This is a genomic window from Pseudomonas sp. SIMBA_068 (assembly GCF_046534705.1).
Lineage (GTDB): Bacteria > Pseudomonadota > Gammaproteobacteria > Pseudomonadales > Pseudomonadaceae > Aquipseudomonas > Aquipseudomonas putida.
The window spans coordinates 1-20123 of record NZ_JAWRYI010000018.1; the positions used below are offsets into that span (position 1 = coordinate 1).

The 20123-nt window shown below is 63.2% G+C and carries 17 protein-coding genes; 6 read left to right on the forward strand and 11 right to left on the reverse strand.

The window, feature by feature from the left end; genetic code table 11:
- Nucleotides 1-360: 360 nt before the first annotated feature.
- Complete coding sequence (locus SB756_RS27360; RefSeq protein WP_341796583.1) at nt 361-1257, forward strand: formate/nitrite transporter family protein; 897 nt, start codon at nt 361-363, stop codon at nt 1255-1257.
- Between the two features lie 3 nt (nt 1258-1260).
- Here the strand turns inward: SB756_RS27360 and SB756_RS27365 are convergent, their stop codons facing one another.
- Nucleotides 1261-2352 carry an MBL fold metallo-hydrolase gene (locus SB756_RS27365; protein ID WP_410912652.1) on the reverse strand — a complete coding sequence of 364 codons (1092 nt, stop codon included), beginning with the start codon at nt 2350-2352 and terminating at the stop codon, nt 1261-1263.
- Between the two features lie 130 nt (nt 2353-2482).
- Here SB756_RS27365 and SB756_RS27370 point away from each other — a divergent pair, with 130 nt between their 5' ends.
- Nucleotides 2483-3556: a diguanylate cyclase gene (locus SB756_RS27370; protein WP_341798921.1), complete on the forward strand. Its 1074-nt coding sequence runs from the start codon at nt 2483-2485 to the stop codon at nt 3554-3556.
- A 50-nt stretch (nt 3557-3606) separates the two neighbouring features.
- On the forward strand, nt 3607-6192 hold the full coding sequence (locus SB756_RS27375; RefSeq protein ID WP_410912654.1) for an EAL domain-containing protein: 2586 nt from the start codon (nt 3607-3609) through the stop codon (nt 6190-6192).
- Between the two features lie 100 nt (nt 6193-6292).
- On the opposite strand, the gene SB756_RS27380 is transcribed toward SB756_RS27375, so the two are convergent.
- Complete coding sequence (locus SB756_RS27380; RefSeq protein WP_016498271.1) at nt 6293-6616, reverse strand: DUF2025 family protein; 324 nt, start codon at nt 6614-6616, stop codon at nt 6293-6295.
- A 160-nt stretch (nt 6617-6776) separates the two neighbouring features.
- Nucleotides 6777-7694, reverse strand: coding sequence for a LysR family transcriptional regulator (locus SB756_RS27385; RefSeq protein ID WP_410912656.1), 918 nt, complete (start codon nt 7692-7694; stop codon nt 6777-6779).
- Nucleotides 7695-7805: 111 nt separating this feature from the next.
- Between SB756_RS27385 and SB756_RS27390 the strand changes: the two genes are divergently transcribed.
- Nucleotides 7806-8564, forward strand: coding sequence for an SDR family NAD(P)-dependent oxidoreductase (locus tag SB756_RS27390; RefSeq protein ID WP_341796587.1), 759 nt, complete (start codon nt 7806-7808; stop codon nt 8562-8564).
- A gap of 142 nt (nt 8565-8706) precedes the next feature.
- Here the strand turns inward: SB756_RS27390 and SB756_RS27395 are convergent, their stop codons facing one another.
- The 7 genes from SB756_RS27395 to SB756_RS27425 all read right to left on the reverse strand — a co-directional run bounded on the left by SB756_RS27395 (nt 8707) and on the right by SB756_RS27425 (nt 13639).
- Nucleotides 8707-9576 (reverse strand): HlyD family secretion protein, encoded by an 870-nt coding sequence (locus SB756_RS27395; RefSeq protein ID WP_016498268.1) that lies wholly within the window; start codon nt 9574-9576, stop codon nt 8707-8709.
- A 12-nt stretch (nt 9577-9588) separates the two neighbouring features.
- Complete coding sequence (locus SB756_RS27400) at nt 9589-9795, reverse strand: DUF1656 domain-containing protein (RefSeq protein WP_016498267.1); 207 nt, start codon at nt 9793-9795, stop codon at nt 9589-9591.
- On the reverse strand, nt 9782-11770 hold the full coding sequence (locus tag SB756_RS27405; RefSeq protein ID WP_284365204.1) for an FUSC family protein: 1989 nt from the start codon (nt 11768-11770) through the stop codon (nt 9782-9784). The genes SB756_RS27400 and SB756_RS27405 overlap by 14 nt, the downstream gene beginning before the upstream one ends.
- A gap of 300 nt (nt 11771-12070) precedes the next feature.
- Nucleotides 12071-12187: a cytochrome c oxidase subunit CcoM gene (ccoM, locus tag SB756_RS27410; protein ID WP_003254862.1), complete on the reverse strand. Its 117-nt coding sequence runs from the start codon at nt 12185-12187 to the stop codon at nt 12071-12073.
- Between the two features lie 134 nt (nt 12188-12321).
- Nucleotides 12322-12483, reverse strand: a complete 162-nt coding sequence (locus tag SB756_RS27415) for a hypothetical protein (protein WP_003254864.1) — start codon at nt 12481-12483, stop codon at nt 12322-12324.
- Between the two features lie 67 nt (nt 12484-12550).
- Nucleotides 12551-12880 carry a hypothetical protein gene (locus tag SB756_RS27420; protein ID WP_016498265.1) on the reverse strand — a complete coding sequence of 110 codons (330 nt, stop codon included), beginning with the start codon at nt 12878-12880 and terminating at the stop codon, nt 12551-12553.
- 63 nt (nt 12881-12943) lie between these two features.
- Nucleotides 12944-13639 carry a M949_RS01915 family surface polysaccharide biosynthesis protein gene (locus tag SB756_RS27425; protein WP_049278000.1) on the reverse strand — a complete coding sequence of 232 codons (696 nt, stop codon included), beginning with the start codon at nt 13637-13639 and terminating at the stop codon, nt 12944-12946.
- Between the two features lie 162 nt (nt 13640-13801).
- On the opposite strand from SB756_RS27425, the gene rapA reads away from it, so the two are divergent.
- Complete coding sequence (gene rapA, locus SB756_RS27430; RefSeq protein WP_410912660.1) at nt 13802-16648, forward strand: RNA polymerase-associated protein RapA; 2847 nt, start codon at nt 13802-13804, stop codon at nt 16646-16648.
- Between the two features lie 294 nt (nt 16649-16942).
- Nucleotides 16943-19207 (forward strand): putative bifunctional diguanylate cyclase/phosphodiesterase, encoded by a 2265-nt coding sequence (locus tag SB756_RS27435; RefSeq protein WP_341798922.1) that lies wholly within the window; start codon nt 16943-16945, stop codon nt 19205-19207.
- Here the strand turns inward: SB756_RS27435 and SB756_RS27440 are convergent.
- Nucleotides 19107-19994 carry an NAD(P)-dependent oxidoreductase gene (locus tag SB756_RS27440; RefSeq protein ID WP_410912662.1) on the reverse strand — a complete coding sequence of 296 codons (888 nt, stop codon included), beginning with the start codon at nt 19992-19994 and terminating at the stop codon, nt 19107-19109. The two genes, SB756_RS27435 and SB756_RS27440, sit on opposite strands and share 101 nt — an antisense overlap.
- Between the last annotated feature and the right edge of the window lie 129 nt (nt 19995-20123).

A 20123-nucleotide genomic window follows, 5' to 3' on the forward strand; every position in this document is an offset into this window, starting at 1 on the left:
TTGACTATCAGTCCGTACTCACAAGCACCCACACGAATTGCTTGATTCAATTTGTTAAAGAGCGTTTGGTTAAGAGCTTTTCGCCTCAACCGAGGCGCGCATTCTACGCTTTCCTCACTTGCTGTCAAGCGTTTATTTCGAAGTTTTTTTACAACCGCTTCCTTTCGAAAGCTAACAACTTCAAACACTTACCGCTTGCCCCGAAGCGTTTGTCGCTGCGAGGTGGCGAATAATACGCGCTTTGAAATTAGAGTCAACACCTTGATCTAAAAAACTTTTCAAAGGTGTTTCGCTGCCTCCTGGCAACTAATGGAAGCGCAGCGGATCTGTAATGAAACACCCCCACGGAGCGTAGCGGCCATGAGCGATGGGCAAAGCGAGAAAACCCCGGGCCTGTCTGCAGATGAAGAGCAGGAAGTCAGCCACAACCAGCCGCCGCGGGCGGCAGTGCTGCACGAGATGATTCGTTCCCAGGGCGACCAGGAGCTGGAGCGTACGCTCGCCGCGCTGTGGTGGTCGGCACTGGCCGCCGGCTTGTCCATGGGCCTATCGCTGATGGCCATGGGGCTGTTCTACGCCCGCCTGCCGGACGGCGACAGTGCCCAGGTGATTGCCAGCATTGGCTACAGCGCAGGCTTTCTCGCCGTTATCCTGGCACGCCAGCAACTGTTTACCGAAAACACCCTCACCGCCGTGCTGCCAGTCATGACCGCCCCTACCCTGGCCAACTTCGGTCGCCTGTTGCGCCTGTGGGGCGTGGTACTGCTCGGCAACCTGGCCGGCACCCTGCTGGTGGCCTGGGTCATGCTGGAGCTGCCGATCTTCGACAGCAAGACGGATGTAGCCTTTTTGGAGATTGGCCGCAAGGTCATGAAGAACGACGTCAGCCAGATGTTCGCCAAGGGCATCGTCTCGGGCTGGATGATCGCCACCATGGTCTGGATGATCCCATCCATGGAGCACGCCAAAATCTGGATCATCATGATGATCACCTACCTGATGGCCCTTGGCGACTTCACTCATATAGTAGTGGGCTCGGTCGAAGTGTCTTATCTGGTCTGGGCCGGCGATGAGACCTGGCGCAGCTTCTGGCTGGAATTCGCCTTGCCGACCCTGGCGGGCAATATCATTGGCGGCAGCTTTATCTTCGGCCTGATCAGCCATGCTCAGGTACGCAGTGACAGCGGCAAGCCGCCCTCGCAACTATTGAAAGACGACCAGGACCGGCCCTCGCGCAGCAGGGACGACAAACATTGAAGCTCAGCGTGCCGCCATTGTGCGCTCGTTCGCCTGGCCCCGCTGGCGCACAGGCCGCGGCTTCCACCAGTTCTGCCCGGCATGCGGTGAGCCAAGGCTGACCCGCTCGCCCATCTGCGGCGTACTCAGGCGCACCTGAGCCTGATTGGCCAGCGTCAGTATGCGTTCGAAGGGCTCCTGCCAGCCGTGGGTAGACAGGTCGAAAGTGCCATTGTGAATCGGCAGCATCCAGCGCCCGCGCAAATCCAGGTGGGCCTGCAAGCTCTGCTCCGGCTGCATGTGCACATCGGGCCAAGCGACGTTGTAGGCGCCGGTTTCGATCATGGTCAGGTCGAACGGCCCGAAACGTTCACCTATCTGCTTGAAACCGTCGAAGTACCCGGTATCGCCACTGAAGAACACCCGCACTTCCTCATCGACAATCACCCAGGACGCCCACAACGTCCGATTGCTGTCCAGCAACCCGCGCCCGGAAAAGTGCTGTGCCGGGGTAGCGACGAAGCGCACGCCTTCCACCACGCTTTCCTGCCACCAATCCAGCTGCCGCACTTTCGCAGGGGCCACCCCCCAGCGCATCAGCAGGTCGCCCACCCCCAGTGGCGCCAGAAACACCCCGGTGTGCGGCGCCAGCTGGCGAATCGCCTGCTCGTCGAGGTGGTCGAAGTGATCGTGCGACAGCACTACCGCAGCCAGCGGTGGCAACTGGTCCAATGCCAGCGGCGGCGCATGGAAGCGCAAGGGGCCCGCCCACTGCACGGGCGAGGCGCGCTCGGCGAACACAGGGTCGGTGATGAAGAAGCGCCCGCGCAATTTCAGCAATACCGTGGAATGCCCCAAGCGCCATAAGCTGTGGTCCGGGGCATCGAGCACCTGCTGGCGGGTCATGGGCTGGAGGCTGATTGGCATGGCTGGCCGGGTTTGCGGGGGCTTGCGCAGGAACAGGTACTTGAGCCCGATGCGCAGCTTTTTCAGCACGCTATCCTGCGGCCGCACCGCCTGGTTATGGAAACGCCCATCCTGCTGGGGTGCCGGCTCGCCAGCGTGGTTGGCCAAAGGAACCATCAGCAGCACTCCAAGCAACAGGAAAGCCTTCATGTTACCCCACAGTGATCGCATCAACCGTGAATTGGCTTGTAAGGTCATTTTTCGCCGATGAAACTGTGTTCAACAATATTCACGTGAGTTATGCGATAAACGGCACCCCGGCAGAAGAACAATGACCATGATGGACAATCGCAGCGGCAAAGGCCTTTCATTCGTCAAGCGCATCTACCTGCCGCGCGTCATCGGCATGGGCATCGGTCTGCTCAGCGTCATGGCCGGCATGGCTCCGCTGACGCCGCCTGCCTGGCTATGGGGCCTGCTGCTGTTCAACGGGCTGCTGTGGCCGCACGTGGCCTACTGTTGGGCTACCCGCTCGGTAACCCCTTACCAGGCGGAACAGCGCAATTTGCTGCTCGATTCACTGATGGGCGGGTTCTGGACCGCCGCCATGCACTTCAACCCGTTGCCCAGCGTGACCGTGCTGTCGATGATGACCATGAACAACGTATCTGCCGGCGGCAAGCGGCTGGTCGTGCGCGGGGCAGTGGCCCAGCTGGCCGGCATGCTTGTTGCCGTTCTGGTGCTCGGCCCCGGCCTGCAGCTGAACGCCACGCCCCTGCAGGTTTATGCCTGCCTGCCGATGCTGACGCTGTACCCGCTGGCCCTGGGCTGGGTGTGCTATCAACTGGCGATCAAGCTGGCCGACCACAAGCGCCGGCTGAGCGCCCTGACCCTCACAGACAGCCTGACCGGGCTGCTCAACCATGGCGCCTGGAAAGACCTGCTGCTGCTGAAGTTCCAGGCCTGTAAACAGCAACAAGGAGGCGCGGTCATTGCCCTGATCGACATCGACCATTTCAAGACCATCAACGACACCTTCGGCCACGTGGTCGGCGATTGTGTACTGCGCCAGCTCAGTGCCGAGCTACGGCGCAACCTGCGCGATGGCGACCAGGCCGGGCGCTACGGCGGCGACGAGTTCTGCGTCATCCTGCCGGACACCAGCGAAGCTCAGGCCTGCCTCGCCATGGAGCGCCTGCGCGAACGGGTCGCCAACTACCGTAACCCGCAGTTGCCGCACCTGCGTATCAGCCTCAGCATCGGCCTGTCAGCATTCGAGGCTAGCCTCGAGTCCCCGGAACACTGGCTGGAACAGGCGGACAAGGCGCTTTACACCGCCAAGCACGCAGGCCGTGACCAAGTCAATTTTGCCCGCGGCGAGGCTGCGACGCTCAGGCTGGCCTATCCTGATTGAACCTCCTGCCTGATTGCCCGGTGGGGGCTGCTTGAAGGAGCCGCTCGCGCATGGCCAGGACCGCCAACCTTCCACCCGCAAGCCCCACGCCGCGCTTTCAGGTACGCCACCTGATCGCCGGTTTCAGCGCTGTTTTCGGGCTGGCCTGCCTGGTCACCCTCGGAGCGCTGTTCAATATCGCGACCACGCTTGACCAGCAGGAGCGCCAGCGTAGCGCCTTTCATGCGACCCAGGCGCTGGAGCAACGGCTGCTGGCCTCACGCCAGTTTCTGTCCAGCTATGCCGTATGGGATGCGGCCTTCGAGCACCTGGCGGGGAATGCCGACTGGAAGTGGGCCTACGAGGAAAAGAACATAGGCGAGTCGCTGTACAGCGCCAGCGGCTACGAAGGGGTGTTCGTGGTGGAAAACGACCGTACCATCTATGCCTTGTTCAAAGGACAACCCAGCCAGGCAGGCGCCAACACCTATATAGATGCGCCGTTGCAGCCGATCATCGACCTGGCCCGGGCGGCGGCCATTCCCCGCGAGCAGATCACCCGTTTCGTGCTGTTCAATGGCTGGCCGGCCGTACTCAGTGCCGCAGCCGTACGCCCGGACCGCGACGTCACCGACAGCGAGGTAAGCCAGGCGCCAGTGATGCTGTTCGTCGACCAGCTTACCGAAGAAAAACTGGCGCAGCTGGGCAAAGGTGCCGGCCTGGCCGGCATGCATGTGGAAAAGGAAGACATGCAGCAGCATGACCACCTACGTATCGACCTGGGTGACACCGGCTATCACCTGTCCTGGAGCAGCCCGCTGCCTGGTCACCAATTGCTGTGGGCGGTAATGCCAGCCCTGCTGGGCGCGCTGCTGATACTCGGCCTGATCATGCTGTACCTGTTCCGCCTCACCTTGCGCAGCTCGCGGGCAATCGGCCTGACGCTTTCACACTTGCAGCAGAGCAACCAGGCCCTGGAGGCCAGCGAGCAGCGGTTTCGCGCGGTGGCCGAGTCGGCATCCGACTGGATCTGGGAAACCGACCGGCAACAACGCCTGACGTACCTGTCGCAGCGCTTTGCCAATGTCACCGGCTACCCGGTGGACGACTGGCTGGGTCACCCGCTCAACCAGTTGCTGGCCTGCGATACCACGCCGCTCTCACCTTGGCTGGACGCCCTCGCCAACGCAGACCCGCAACAGTTGGCCAACCTGCGCTGTACTTACCGCGACCAGAATGGCCAGAACCGCTACTGCAGGATTTCGGCCCGCGCGATCTGGCATGACGACAAACCCATCGGTTTTCGTGGCACCGCCAGTGACATCACCGACGAGGTCGACGCCCATGCCCGCATCCAGCACCTGTCGCTACACGACCCACTCACCGGCCTGGCGAACCGCAACAAGCTAGCCAGGCACCTGGAGCAGGCCCTGCTGCGCGGCAATGAATCGCCGCCACTGACCTTGCTGCTGCTGGATCTGGACAACTTCAAACCGATCAACGACTCCCTCGGCCATGGCGCCGGGGATGCGGTGCTGCAGGAAGTGGCGACGCGCCTGCGCGACACTACCCGCGATGGCGACCTGGTCGCACGCCTGGGCGGCGATGAGTTCATTGTGGTGCTCAGCGGCATGGACAACCGCAGCGAAGTGGACCGCTTCTGCGCACGGCTGATCGGCCTGCTGCAGCAACCCATCAGCTTTGACAGCCAACCGCTGCACGTCGGGGTCAGTATCGGTGTCGCGCAGACCCGCACCCAAGGCTTCGATGCCGGCGAGCTGATCCGCTGCGCCGACATCGCCCTGTACCAGGCCAAGGCCGATGGCAAGAATACCTGGCGCTACTTTGCCGCTGAAATGAACCAGCAGATCCAGTACCGCCGCCAATTGGAAAACGACTTGCGCCGGGCCCTGCGCAACCAGGAGTTCGTGCTGCACTACCAGCCACGCTACCGCCTCAGCGACCTGCGCATCGTCGCGGTCGAAGCCTTGCTGCGCTGGCAGCACCCACAGGAAGGGTTGCTGGGGCCGGATACCTTCATCCCGCTGGCCGAGCAGAGCGACATCATCGTCGCGCTGGGCCGCTGGGTGCTGCGCGAAGCCTGCCGCACTGCCCACGACTGGCCCGCCGACATTCTGGTTTCGGTGAACCTGTCGCCTGCGCAGTTCCTGCGTAGCGATGTGGTCGCCGACGTGCGCGAGATCCTGCTGGACACCAGCTTCCCGGCCCAGCGCCTGGAGCTGGAAATTACCGAAAACGTGATGCTCAACGACATCGAGGGCGCGCTGGGCACCATGCTGTCACTCAAGGAACTGGGCGTACGCCTGAACATGGACGACTTCGGCACCGGCTACTCATCGCTGGGCTACCTGCGTACCTACCCGTTCGACAGCATCAAGATCGACAAGCGCTTCATCAGTGGCCTGAACAGCAACGGCGGCAGCGACCGCGCCGTGGTGCAGGCCATCATCAACCTGGGTGAGGCGATGGGGTTGACGGTAACTGCCGAGGGAGTAGAGAGCGAACAGCAACTCAGCGCGCTGGAAAAGGACCACTGCCACGAAGTGCAGGGCTTTTACCTGAGCCGGCCGCTGGACAGTGCCGGGCTGGCAGCGCTGCTGCAGCCCCCCTCTCAAAGCACTGCACAGCCCTTGTAGGAGCAGCCTTGTGCTGCGAAGAGGCCGGTACAAGCTGCACAGTTGATGGTGGCTTCACCGGCCTCTTCGCAGCACAAGGCTGCTCCTACAAGGGCCGGGTTTATTGCTGCATGCTGCGTTCGGCCACGATCTCTGGCAGATCCCGGCGGCGCAGGTAGGCGCGCAGTGGCTCAGCAATATTCAAGCGGTCATCCACATGCTGCTCCAGCAGCAGCGCCAGCCGCTCACGGCACAGCGCCATGCGCTGCCCTTGCTCGGCACGCCAGACAAACTCGCTGCAGGGGGTAATGCTGTCGTCGGCCACATCCATGCCGAACGAGTCCTCGGAAAAACGCACGATATGAACGCCGCGCTTGCCATGAAAACCGACAAAGCCCTTGAGCTGGTCGGCGGCATTGCAGATGTCCTGGGAAGTGATGGCCATGACGTAACCTCGCAATGATATCGGAAGATACGCACGCCTGGCGGAGATCGGTCGCCTCTACCGGGCAACTCGCAAACTGGAGCCTAACGCAAGTGCCAGGCCGTTCGCCAAGGTTTTTCGTGCTTGCCCCGCACGTCTGCACCTGCGCCCGGCACCCTGTTCAGCGTTCACTTGGCGCTGGGTCGACCTGCGACGCCAGCACCGACGCCAGCCACTGCATGAACGCCTGAACCCGGCGCGGAACGTGCCGTTGCCGGGCATACAACAGCGACACCGGCATGGCCGGGGCCTGCCAGTCTTCCAGCAGTGAAACCAGCTCGCCCCGCTGCAGGTGCTCGGCAACCCCCACCGCCGGCACCTGAATCAGCCCCAGCCCGGCCAGGCAAGCCGCCGAGTACGCCTCGGCGTTGTTGACCGTGACCACACCCGCCATGGCCTGATAGTGCAGCTCATCCCCTTGCAGGTACTCGAACCCGGCGCTGCGTGCACCCAGGTTGCGCACGTAATGCACCAGCTGGTGCCCGGCCAGTTCCTGCGGCGTCTGCGGTACCCCGTAGCGGGCCAGGTACGCGGGGCTGGCACAGTTGCGCATGCTCAATTGCCCGACCGGCCGTGCCACAACATCCAGGTCATGCAGGGTACCTATGCGCATCACGCAGTCGAACCCTTCGCGCAGCAGATCCACCTGGCGGTCAGTACAACTGAGCTCCACCTCCAGCCGCGGAAAGCGCTGCAGAAACTGCGGCAACGCCGGGATGATGACCCGCCGGGCCATCATGGTCGGCAGGTCGATGCGCAGGCGCCCGGCCAGCTCGGCATCGTCGGCCCTGAACAGGCTCTCGATCTCGTCCATGCCTGACAGCAGGTCTTTGCTGCGCTCGTACAGCAAGGCGCCATCCTGGGTCGCCTGTACCCGGCGGGTAGTACGGTTGAACAACTGCGTACCCAGCAAGCGTTCCAGCGCCTTTACCTGCTCTGACACGGTCGAGCGTGGCAGCCCCAGGCTCTCGGCAGCCAGGGTGAAGCTGCGGACTTCACTGACCCGCACGAAGGTGCGCAACAATTCAAGCTTGTTCATTCGGGCATCGACTATCCGGTTTTGGCGAACAGTATTTCCATTTTTACAGGATTTAACAGCCTCGCGCCGACCAATAATCTGACCTCATCCACCCACCCTGAGGTTTTCACCATGACTCGCAAAATTGCCCTGATCACTGGCGCCAGCCGCGGCCTTGGCCGTAATGCCGCCGAACACCTGGCCGCACGCGGTATCGATGTGATCGGCACTTACCACAGCAAGGCGGACGAAGCCCAGGCCGTCGTTGCCCGACTGGAACAGGCCGGGGTCAAGGCGGCCATGCTGCAACTGGACGTCAGCGACAGCAGCAGTTTTGCCAGCTTCGCCGAGCGCCTGGGCAGCACGCTGCAGCAGCACTTTGGCCGCGAGCGTTTTGACTTTCTGGTTAACAATGCCGGGATCGGCCTGAACGTGCCGTACATCGAAACCAGCGAGGCGCAGTTCGACCAGTTACTGAATATTCAGCTGAAAGGGCCGTTCTTCCTCACTCAGCGCCTGCTGCCGCTGTTGGTCGACAATGGCCGCATCGTCAACATTTCCACCGGCCTGGCGCGCTTTGCACTGCCGGGGTATGCCGCCTATGCCGCGATGAAGGGCGCCATGGAGGTGCTGACCCGCTACCAGGCCAAGGAACTGGGCGCGCGTGGCATCCGGGTGAACATTCTGGCGCCGGGGGCGATCGAGACCGATTTTGGTGGCGGCGTGGTGCGGGATAACCAGCAGGTGAATGAGTACATTGCCGGCAATACGGCGCTGGGCCGCGTGGGCTTGCCGGATGATATCGGCGCAGCGATTGCGCTGTTGCTGGAAGACGGCAATGGCTGGATTACCGGACAACGGCTGGAAGTGTCGGGCGGCATGTTCCTCTGAGGCTCACGGCACGCCAGGCGATGCGCCGTACCTGCAGGAGCAGCCTTGCGCTGCGAAGAGGCCGGCATGGCCAACACAACTACATTGCCTGTACTGGCCGCTTCGCAGCACAAGGCTGCTACAAGTTAGCAAGGCAGCACCATCACTGCTCGCCCCGGTCCTCATGCACCTGCACGCTCGCGGTCATGCCTGCACTCAGGGTCACCCCTTCCGGTACCTGGTCCAGGCGAATCCTTACGGGTATGCGTTGGGCCAGCCGCACCCAGTTGAAGGTTGGCTCTACCTCCGGCAGCAACTGGCTGTCCGGGTTGCTGTTGCGGTCGGTGATGCCGCGGCTGATGCTCTCCACATGCCCCTGCATCGGCTCGCCCGCACCCATCAGCCAGACTTTCACCGTGTCTCCCACGCGAATACGCGGCAGCTTGGTTTCCTCGAAGTAGGCCTGGATATAGAAGGTTGAATCATCCACCAGGGCCATTACCGATTGCCCGGTGTTCACATAGTTACCCTCGGCCAGACGCAGGTTGGTGATATGCCCGCTGCGTGGCGCCCGCACTTCACTGCGCGCCAGGTTGATCTTGGCAACCTGCAACTGCGCTTCGGCTTCATGCAGTTCGCCACGCGCAATGGCTGCATTGATCTGGGCATTTTCACGCAGTTCGGCACTGATCGCTTCTGGCCCCAGGGCGGTACGCCGGGCTGCCTCGCGCTCGCGCAAGCGCAGTTGCTGCGCGCGGGTCTCAGTCACCGCACTGGCCTGGTCGAAGGCCGCCTGGAAGCGCTCGCGGTCGATGCTCATCAACAGGTCGCCAGCCTTGACCTGCTGGTTATCACGGGCCTTGAGCTCACGCACCCAGCCGGACACGTCAGGGGCGATCACCACCACATCGGCGCGCACACGGGCGTCACGGGTCCAGGGCGTAAGCATGTAGTACTGCCACAGCTGGTAGCCGGCCCAGACGGCCAGAGCCACCACACACAGCGTCACCAGGGTACGTACGGCCGCACGCATCGAAACACTCCTTTATAAAGCTCCCAGCAGCCTCACCACCAGGAACAACACACAAACGAACAGCGCTGCATCGAACAACGCTTCATGCCAGATCCAGCGCCCCAACGGCGTCGCCTGCACCACCAGGCGCAACACGCCGGTTATCACCAGCGCCAGCAACACATAAAGCAGAAACGGGCTGAGCAGCACGCCGCCCACTTCCCATTCACGCAACCCCATGGGCTTCCTCCTGCCAACGGCACCACTTGCCCCAGCTTTTCTGCAACTGCAGCACAGCCCCTTCGGCCAGCCGCAGCGGGTCACTCGCAGGCAGCCGACGCAAGGCGGCAATGAATTGTTCACTGGCGGCGTCCAGGCGCTGCCCACGCCCGGCGGCCGGCCCCTTGGCCAATACCGCCTCCACCTGCTGCAAGTACTCGCGCTCGGCCCGCCCCAAGGGGGCCTGGGCAACCGCCAGGCACATGCGCAGGTGCACCAGTTCATCGCCGATATCCAGCCCGTGCAGGCCGTCATCCCAGCGCTTGCGCTCGTTTTCGGGCAGCTCGCCAGCATGCCGCGCCAGTTGCATCAGGCGGTCGGCCATGCGCCCGCCAAACCAGCTGTCGGCGCCGCGCAGGTCGCGCCGGGTCAGGCGCACCAAGTCGCTCTGGGTGGCGGCACGCAGGCGCCGGCCCAGCCAGGCCGGGTGGCGGAATACCAGTAACCGGAAGGCCATCACCGCTGCCGACACCCCTACCAGCATCGCCAACGCACTGTTGAGCATGGTCGCCACACCAAACTGCATGGCGTTGAGCGGGGATACCAGCACGATGAAGTGCAGGCAATAGGAAGTGGCGGTGGCCCCGGTGCGTGGGTGGGCCATGCCCAATGCGCCGAGAAACAGCGGCACGCCCATGCCCAGGCAAAGCATGGCGAAGCTGCTCCATTGCGGCAGCAGGATCTGCCCCACCAGAAACGCCGCAGGTATCGCCAGGAAGATCCCGCGCAGGAAGCTCAGGCCAATCTGCGCGCCGTTCTCGCGGCTGGCGAACAGGCTGCAGACCACGCAAGTCAACACCAGGCCTCCCGGCGCCGAAGGCCACGCTGTCGCCAGCCAGAAGCCGCTCATCACCAGAAAAGCCAGTGCGCTGCGTGAGCCGAACAGCAAGGCCAGCGACCAGTCGCGGTGCACGGCCAGGCCTTGGGATACATCCTTGGGCGCCCTGCCCGCCTCCACATCCTCCAGCGCCAGACTGGCGGCCATGGCGTAATCCAGTAGCAAGGCCATGCGCGCCAGGCAGTAGTGCTCCGTCGAACTGATCTGCTCATCATGGGCGGCATCCCAGATGCGCTGGCGCAGCAGCAACAGGCTGGGCTGGTCGGGTTTGGCCAGAAGCGCGCGAACCTCTTCCAGCCAGTGTGCCAGGTGTGCTGCCTCACGCTCATCGAGTTGCCGCCACTGCCGGCGCACCGAGCGCGAGATGCGCAACAGCACCATCAGCTTCTGGCTGAGACCACGAATGGCGCGAGCTCGCTGGCGCCCGCGGTTGCCTTCGAACCAGGCATGTTCACGCTGGCTGTCGATGGCAACGATACGCCCCAGGCTCTCCAGCAAGCCTTTGCGCGCCTCGTCCTCGCCGCCCAGCATGGCACTGGCAGCCTGCAGGCCGTTCTGCCAGGCCTGCCGCGCCTGCCCGCCCAATTGCTGCTCCACCCGCATTGGCCAGAGCAAGGCACTGGTGGCGGTGGCGCAAAAAATGCCCAGGCAGATCTCGGTACACCGTGCCACGGCCTGGTCGAACACCTGCAACGGGTGGTCGATGGCCGGCAAGGCAATAATCGCCGCGGTGTAGCCAGCCAATACAAAGGCATAGGCCCAGGCGCTGCGCAGTTGGGTCGAGGCAGCAGTGCACAGCGCCAACCACAGCGCCAGGGTAATGAGGAACAAGCCAGGGGTCTGGGCAAACAGGCCGATGAACACCACTGACATGACCGTGCCGACCAAGGTACCGGCCAGCCGTGCCAGGCCTTTCTGCACCACCATCCCGGACAGCGGCTGGGCGACGATGAAGGCGGTCATCAGTGCCCAGGACGGCTGCTCCAGGCCCCAGCGCATCGCCAGCCACAACGCCAGGCCGCCACCGAGCAAGGTCTTGATGGCGAACTTGAGGGCGAGGCTGGTGGGGGCGAACAGGGCCTGAAGGGTGATGGGCACTAGGCGGACCTTGCGGGGGATGGTCGTACTGGAAAGATAGACAATGGTGAGGAGGATAATGCGGAAACGATTAATTAGCTAGCTAATCATCTTTATTGGAACATCGGTAAACCTGTGCCGGCCCTTTCGCAGCACCAGGCTGCTCCTACAGAGATCCCGTAGAGCCAGGCATCACGCTCAACCTGTAGGAGCAGCCTTGTGCTGCGAAAGGGCCGGCACAGGCAACACTTAAATCCCAGGCAAAAAAAATGGGCGACCGAAGTCGCCCTAAATGCCTTGCGTGCTCGTGTACCCGAAAGGTCAGCGCGGCTTGCGCTTGTTCGAGTCCTTCCAGATGAAAATGCCCAGACCGGCAAAGAAAGCGACCATCAACCCGACCGTTACCACACCAGCGATAACCACGTTGTCGAAGAACATGCTGGCCTCCCATTCGTCTGCCGTTGTCCGATGGGTGAACGTTAACCAATGTGAGGGGGGAGAAAATTGATCGGGGTCAATGGTGCCCGGGGCCGGGCACGCGAGGCGGCTGCAGGGTTGACCTGCGTCAAGTTTCAGCGCTTCTTCGGTTTGCCCTTGGGCTTCTTTTTCTTGCTGGTGCTCAACGGCAGGGCCTGCTCGAACGCGTTGCGCATTTCGTTCAGGCGCTTTTCCTTGAGGTCGTGGACGCGCTTGGCGCGTTCGGCATCAAAATCGATGAGGTTGTCTTGGCTCATGGGCGGGCTCGACGATCAACTGAGGCTTGCATGATGAAGCCAGGCGCAGGCGCTGACCAGCCCCGCGTCAGACTTCGATATCCACCAGCAGCCCCTGGCGTACGTGCTCGCCCATCAACGGGGCGACCGGCACGGTGTTGTCAGCGTTGACCTCGTCACCTGGCACGGCACTGTAGCGATCCTGGTCGCCCTGCTTGCGACGTTGCTGCTGGCGCCGCTGCTCCTCGCGCAGCAACAGCACCTGCTCCTGCGGGTCGCGCTGGTGCTTGAGGTCGATGCCACTTTCGCTGGACGTAGGCTGCGCCGGCACCACCGGCTTGATGTCGGGGGTCGGCTTGACCGGGTCCAGTTGCGAGGTCACCGGGGCAGCGCTGAGCGGGATGATTGGCGGCAGCATGGACGTTCTCCTATGCCCCCTGTATCGGCAGGCGCGGGTTTACCTTGATGTCATGGACAACAATTACTCGGCTTCGTCGTCAGGATCATCGTCGCTTGGCGGGCTGGCTTCGCTCCAGGGCCGCTTGTAAACCTGCTGCCAGACCGCATCCATGTGGTCGCGCAGCACCTGCGGCGCGGCTTTGAGCGAGGCACTGTCATCCCGGTCACCGCCGATCGGCTCCTCACCCGCCGGGCTGATCAGTGACTGGCCGGTGATGGTGTAACTGGCCTGCCCTTCGCGCATCTCGATAGCGATATCGTGCGGGTCGATGCCGCCGCCACAGAAGGCATGGCTGGCCACCGTAACCTCGGCCACATCATCCTTGTTCAGGTCGCTGACATCACTGACGTCGGTATAGAAGTCCACGTCCAGGTCCAGCCCCGGGCAGGTGGTTTCCTGCTCGATCTGCCAGCGCGCCTTGAATGCATCGCTTTCCGCAGTGCGCCCGTACAGGGTGGCCTTGAGTACCACCTTGTCCACTTCCTGCTCGCTTTCCGGGTCGCTGGCCTGGCCATCGCTGCGGCTCAATACCAACAGGCCTTCACCGTCGCGGTCACGAAAGTGCACGCTCTTGATCGGCGTCTGCACGCCCAGGACCTCAAGTTGCTCCATCGGGATGGCCGGCAAGGTCTCAAAGTTTTTCTGCTCGCAGGCGGCCAGCAGCAACAGGCTGCCCACGGCCATGGAAGCGCTGATCCAGCGGTGCTTGGCAGACATGTTGATCCGAGGCCCTCGTCAGCTGCACGGTGCAAGACGATGAAACGGCTAGACTGACTAACTTCCTGTTGTCGATCGGCACCTTTCGGTGCGTTCGCACTTTGGTCTGACCGGCCGATCCGTTAACATAATCGGCTTTTTCATCGCGGGAGTTCAGGCAGTATGGCGCAGCAGTATCAACCGGGGCAACGCTGGATCAGCGACAGCGAAGCAGAGCTCGGCCTGGGTACCATCCTGGCGCAGGATGGCCGCCTGTTGACCGTGCTCTACCCGGCCACTGGCGACACACGCCAGTATTCCCTGCGCAACGCGCCGCTGACCCGCGTGCGCTTCTCGCCAGGTGACCAGATCACCCACTTCGAGGGCTGGAAGCTGACCGTGCGCGAAGTCGACGACATCGACGGGCTGATGGTCTACCACGGCCTGGACGGTCAGAACCAGCCGCGTACCCTGCCAGAAACCCAGCTGTCGAACTTCATCCAGTTCCGCCTGGCAAGTGACCGGCTGTTTGCAGGGCAGATCGACCCCCTGTCGTGGTTCAGCCTGCGCTACAACACCCTGCAGCACACCAGCAAGCAGATGCAGTCGGCGCTGTGGGGCCTGGGGGGCTGCCGCGCGCAACCGATCGCCCACCAGCTGCACATCGCTCGTGAAGTCGCCGACCGCAGCGCCCCGCGGGTACTGCTGGCCGACGAAGTGGGCCTGGGTAAAACCATCGAGGCCGGCCTGGTGATCCATCGCCAGTTGCTGTCGGGCCGCGCCAGCCGCGTGCTGATCCTGGTGCCGGAAAACCTCCAGCACCAGTGGCTGGTGGAAATGCGCCGCCGCTTCAACCTGCAAGTGGCCCTGTTCGATGCCGAGCGCTTTATCGAAAGCGACGCCAGCAACCCGTTCGAGGATGCCCAGCTGGCGCTGGTTGCACTGGAATGGCTGGTCGACGACGAAAAGGCCCAGGACGCATTGTTTGCCGCTGGCTGGGACATGATGGTCGTCGACGAGGCCCACCACCTGGTCTGGCACGAAGACCAAGTCAGCGCCGAATACGGCCTGGTCGAGCAACTGGCCCAGGTGATTCCGGGCGTGCTGCTGCTCACCGCCACCCCCGAGCAGCTTGGCCAGGACAGCCACTTCGCCCGCCTGCGCCTGCTCGACCCCAACCGCTTCCACGACCTGGCCGCCTTCCGCGCCGAGAGCGAGCACTATCGCCCGGTGGCTGAAGCCGTGCAGGAGCTACTCGATGAAGGCCGCCTGTCGCCCAAGGCCCACGCCACCATCCAGGGTTTCCTGGGTGCCGAAAGCGAAGCCCTGTTGGCTGCAGTCAGCGACGGCGACAGCCAGGCCAGCGCACGCCTGATCCGCGAGCTGCTGGACCGCCACGGCACCGGCCGCGTCCTGTTCCGTAACACCCGTGCGGCAATCCAGGGCTTCCCCGAGCGCCAGTTGCACCCTTACCCGCTGGCCACACCCGAGCAGTACCGCGACCTGCCAGCCGGCGAGCACGCCGAGCTGTACCCGGAAGTCGCCTTCCAGGCCCAGGGTGATGTGGCTGACGACGAGCGTTGGTGGCGTTTCGACCCGCGCGTCGACTGGCTGATCGACACCCTGAAGATGCTCAAGCGCACCAAGGTACTGGTCATCTGCGCGCACGCCGAAACCGCCATGGACCTGGAAGACGCCCTGCGCGTGCGCTCCGGCATCCCGGCCTCGGTGTTCCATGAAGGCATGAACATCCTCGAGCGCGACCGCGCCGCCGCCTACTTCGCCGACGAAGAATTCGGTGCGCAAGTGCTGATCTGCTCCGAGATCGGCAGCGAAGGCCGCAACTTCCAGTTCGCCCATCACCTGGTGATGTTCGACCTGCCAGCACACCCGGACCTGCTCGAACAGCGCATCGGCCGCCTTGACCGGATCGGCCAGAAGCACACCATCCAGTTGCACATCCCGTACTTGCTGGGCAGCCCGCAAGAGCGCCTGTTCCAGTGGTACCACGAAGGCCTTAACGCCTTCCTCAACACCTGCCCCACCGGCAACGCCCTTCAGCACCAGTTCGGCCCACGCCTGCTGTCGCTGCTTGAAGGTGGCGAGAGCAAGGCCTGGGATTCCCTGGTGAACGACGCCCGCAGCGAGCGCGAGCGCCTGGAAGCCGAACTGCACACTGGCCGCGACCGCCTGCTGGAGCTCAACTCCGGCGGTGCCGGCGAAGGCCAGGCGCTGGTCGAGGCCATTCTCGAACAGGACGACCAGTTTGCCCTGCCGATCTACATGGAAACCCTGTTCGACGCCTTCGGCATCGACAGCGAAGACCATTCCGAGAACGCCCTGATCCTCAAGCCGAGCGAAAAGATGCTCGATGCCAGCTTCCCGCTGGGCGACGACGAAGGCGTGACCATCACCTACGACCGTGCCCAGGCGCTGTCGCGCGAGGACATGCAGTTCCTCACCTGGGAGCACCCTATGGTGCAGGGCGGCATGGACCTGGTGCTGTCCGGCTCTATGGGCAACACCGCCGTGGCACTGATCAAGAACAAGGCACTCAAGCCGGGCACCGTCCTGCTCGAATTGCTGTTCGTCAGCGAGGTGGTGGCACCACGCAGCCTGCAGCTGGGCCGCTACCTGCCGCCGGCGGCACTGCGCTGCCTGCTCGACGCCAACGGCAACGACCTGGCCTCCCGCGTGGCTTTCGAAACCCTCAACGAGCAGCTCGAAAGCGTGCCGCGTGCCAGCGCCAACAAGTTCGTCCAGGCCCAGCGGGACGTGCTCGCCAAGCGCATCAGTGGCGGTGAAGAGAAGATCATGCCGACCCACGTCGAGCGCGTAGCCGAAGCCCAGCGCCGTCTGGCAGCCGAGGCCGACGAAGAGCTCGCCCGCCTGGTGGCACTGCAAGCGGTCAACCCAAGCGTGCGCGACAGCGAAATCGACGCCCTGCGCAAGCAGCGTGAAGACGGCCTGGCGATGCTGGACAAGGCCGCCTTGCGCCTGGAGGCCATTCGCGTGCTGGTGGCTGGCTGATCTGACACGCCCGCTGGTGGCCTGACCACCATTTTGTAGGAGCAGCCTTGTGCTGCGAAGAGGCCGTATGCCCCACAACATTATTGTGAGGCTTACGGCCTCTTCGCAGCACAAGGCTGCTCCTACACGTATATGCCCCTCTTTATGCCTGATGGCGATTGGGTTGATAACCAAATCGTAGAAATCAATATGCCATTATTCAGGAAGGCTTAAACACCTCTTCCTATACTGCCTCTGGACAGTCTGCACAGGGTTGTAGAGCAGACGAGTGAAAACTCGATCATGGGGCACTCAATGGAATGGCTGGGGCTGCAACTGTTCGCCGACCTTCCGGCAACCGGGCGCATCGTTATCGATTGCCGCCATGAACCGTTCCTGGTGCTGCTTGCCTACTTCGTTGCCAGCGCGGCTTGCTTCGCGACCCTCGACATGGCCGAGCGCCACTCCCACAGCGAAGACCCCACTGCCCACCGACAATGGCACATGCTTGGCGCCTGCTGCCTGGCCGGTGGCATCTGGGCCATGCACTTCATCAGCATGCTGGCCTTCCAGGCGCCGGTGGAGGTGCACTACGACGTTTCCCTTACCATTCTTTCGCTGCTCATCGCCCTGGGCGTCGCCTGGGTGACCATGCACAGCCTCGACCGCAGCCAGATGCGCGCGCATCACTTCCTGCTGAGCGCAGTACTGATCGGCCTGGGCATCATCCTCATGCACTTTGTGGGCATGGCTGCGATGCAAACCGGCGCCCAGCAGTACTACCAGACTGGCCTGTTGCTGGTCTCTGCTGCCCTTGCCCTGCTCACCAGCCTGGCAGCGTTGTGCCTGGCCCGGTACTTGCGCAATGGCAGCGGCACGCTGCACCAGGCCATGAAGTACGGCGCCAGCCTGCTGATGGCCGGTGGTATCGTCGCCACCCACTTTACCGCCATGTCGGCCATGACCCTGGTGATCCCGGCCGATACCGCACTGCGCCTGCCCTCTGGTGACAACAGCCTGCAACTGGGGCTGGGCATCGGCTTCATCACCCTGCTTATCAGTGGCGCCAGCATCAGCGCCGCACTGGCCGACAAGAAGCTGCAGAGCAAGGAGCACGACCTGCGCCGGGTCAGCATACTGCTCAGCCAACTGGACCAGGCCCGCGCCTCGCTGCAGCAGGCCGCGCACTACGACGCCCTGACCAATCTGGTAAACCGCCGTGGCTTCAACCAGGTGTTCGCCGAGCGCCTGGCCGATCACCAGGCCACGGAAAACCGCCTGGCAGTGATGTTCCTCGACATCGACCACTTCAAGCGCATCAACGACAGCCTTGGCCACGACGCTGGCGACGAACTGCTCAAGGTGATCGCCAACCACATCAAGGCCGCCACCCGCAATCAGGACCTGGTTGCACGCCTGGGAGGCGACGAGTTCTGCGTGGTCACCAGCCTCAACAGCTGCGACGAAGCCCGCCACCTGGCACAGCGCATCATGCAACGGATGAAAGAGCCCATCGACCTGGGTGGGCGGCGCATGGTCATGACCACCAGCATTGGCATCAGCATTTTCCCCGACGATGGCAACAGCGCCGAAGAACTGCTCAAGCATGCCGACCTCGCCCTTTACCAGTCCAAGGATAGCGGGCGCAACAGCCTGCACTTTTTCAACCACAACCTGAAAACCCAGGCCTCCTTTGCCCTGCAACTGGAAGAAGAGCTGCGCCTGGCCCTGCTCGAAGAGCGTGGCCTGTGCGTGCATTACCAACCTATCTTCGACATGCACAGCGGGCAGGTGGCCAAGCTCGAAGCCCTGGTGCGCTGGCATCACCCCCAGCACGGCCTGCTGGCGCCCGATCGCTTCATCGGCATTGCCGAAGCCAACGGCCTGATCATCGACCTTGACCTGTGGGTGATGCGCCACGCCTGCGCCGACCTGGCGCACCTGCAGCGCCACGGTTATGGCGACATCAAGGTGACGGTGAATTGCTCAGCCGTAACCCTCAGCCACGATGAACTGCCCAACGAAGTGGAGAAGGCGCTGTTCCACGCCGGGCTCGCGCCCCGGAACCTGGAGCTGGAAGTGACCGAAAACGCCCTGATGGGCGATATCCAGCGTACCGTCAACCTGCTCAAGCGCGTGCGTGCCCTTGGCGTGGCGCTGTCGATCGACGACTTCGGTACCGGCTACTCGTCACTGGCCTACCTCAAGCGCCTGCCGCTGGACGTGCTGAAGATTGACCGCACCTTCCTGCAGGATGTGCCGGGCAGCCAGAAGGACCGCGAGATCGTCCAGGCGATCATCGTCATGGCGCATACCCTGCACCTGCAGGTTGTCAGCGAAGGCGTAGAAACCGTCGAACAGCAGGCATTCCTTGAAGCCCACGGCTGCGACTACCTGCAGGGTTACCTGCTGGGCCGCCCGGTACCGCTGGCCGATCTGCGGCCGCTACTAGAGCGGCTGCAGCGCCAAAGCGAGGGAGTCAGCCCTTGTTGCGGTACAGTTCTACAAGGGTCGCCGGATCTTTTTGCAGGTAACCCTGGCTACCGTGCAGGCGCATCAGCTGCGCGGCGAGGCCACTGAGCGGCGTCGCCGAACCCTGCTCACGGGAAAACTTGACTGCGCCGTCGAGGTCTTTGAGCAGCGTGCGCACGTGCCACTTGATTGGCTCGAAGCGGCTTTCGGCCATTTGCGGCGCGAGGATCTGCAGTGGTTTGGAATCGGCAAAGCCACCCGCCAGTGCTTCGGCGATCAGCGTCGCGTCCACCCCGGACTGCTCGGCCAGCGCCACCACTTCGGCGATTACCAGCGCATTGCACGCCACGATCATCTGGTTGCAGGCCTTGGTCACCTGCCCGGCCCCCACAGCCCCCATGTGCGTCACGCGCTGACCAAGCACGTGCAGCACTGAGCGTGCTCGCTCTAGGTCGGCCGCTTCACCGCCAACCATGATCGCCAAGGTACCGGCCTCGGCACCGGGTGTGCCGCCAGACACCGGGGCATCCAGCCAGGCCATGCCGCACAGTACCGCGAGTTCGGCGGCCATATCACGGGTGGCGGTGGGCTCCAGGCTGGAGAAATCGATCAGCAACTGGCCACTGCGCCCACCGTGAGCAATGCCGTGCTCGCCGAACACCACCTCGCGGACCACGGCCGTGTCGGCCAGACACAGCAGTACCATGTCGCTGCCCTGGCACAATTCGGCGGGGCTGCTGGCCAGGCGCGCGCCGGCAGCGACCAGCGCAGCACACTTGTCCGGGCTGCGGTTCCACACGGTCAGCGGGTACCCCGCCGCCAGCAGGCGTCGGCACATGGGCAGGCCCATCAGGCCAATGCCGGCGAATCCAAGCGAAGGTAGTGCAGTGCTCATCAATGACTCCTGGCTATTCGAATTGTTTTCCAGGCTGGCCGGAACGGTGGACACATTACGCATCCCGTAAACTGTTACCGCCACGCCGAATTGTTACTTACCTCTACCCGCCTTGAACGCCTTCAAGCA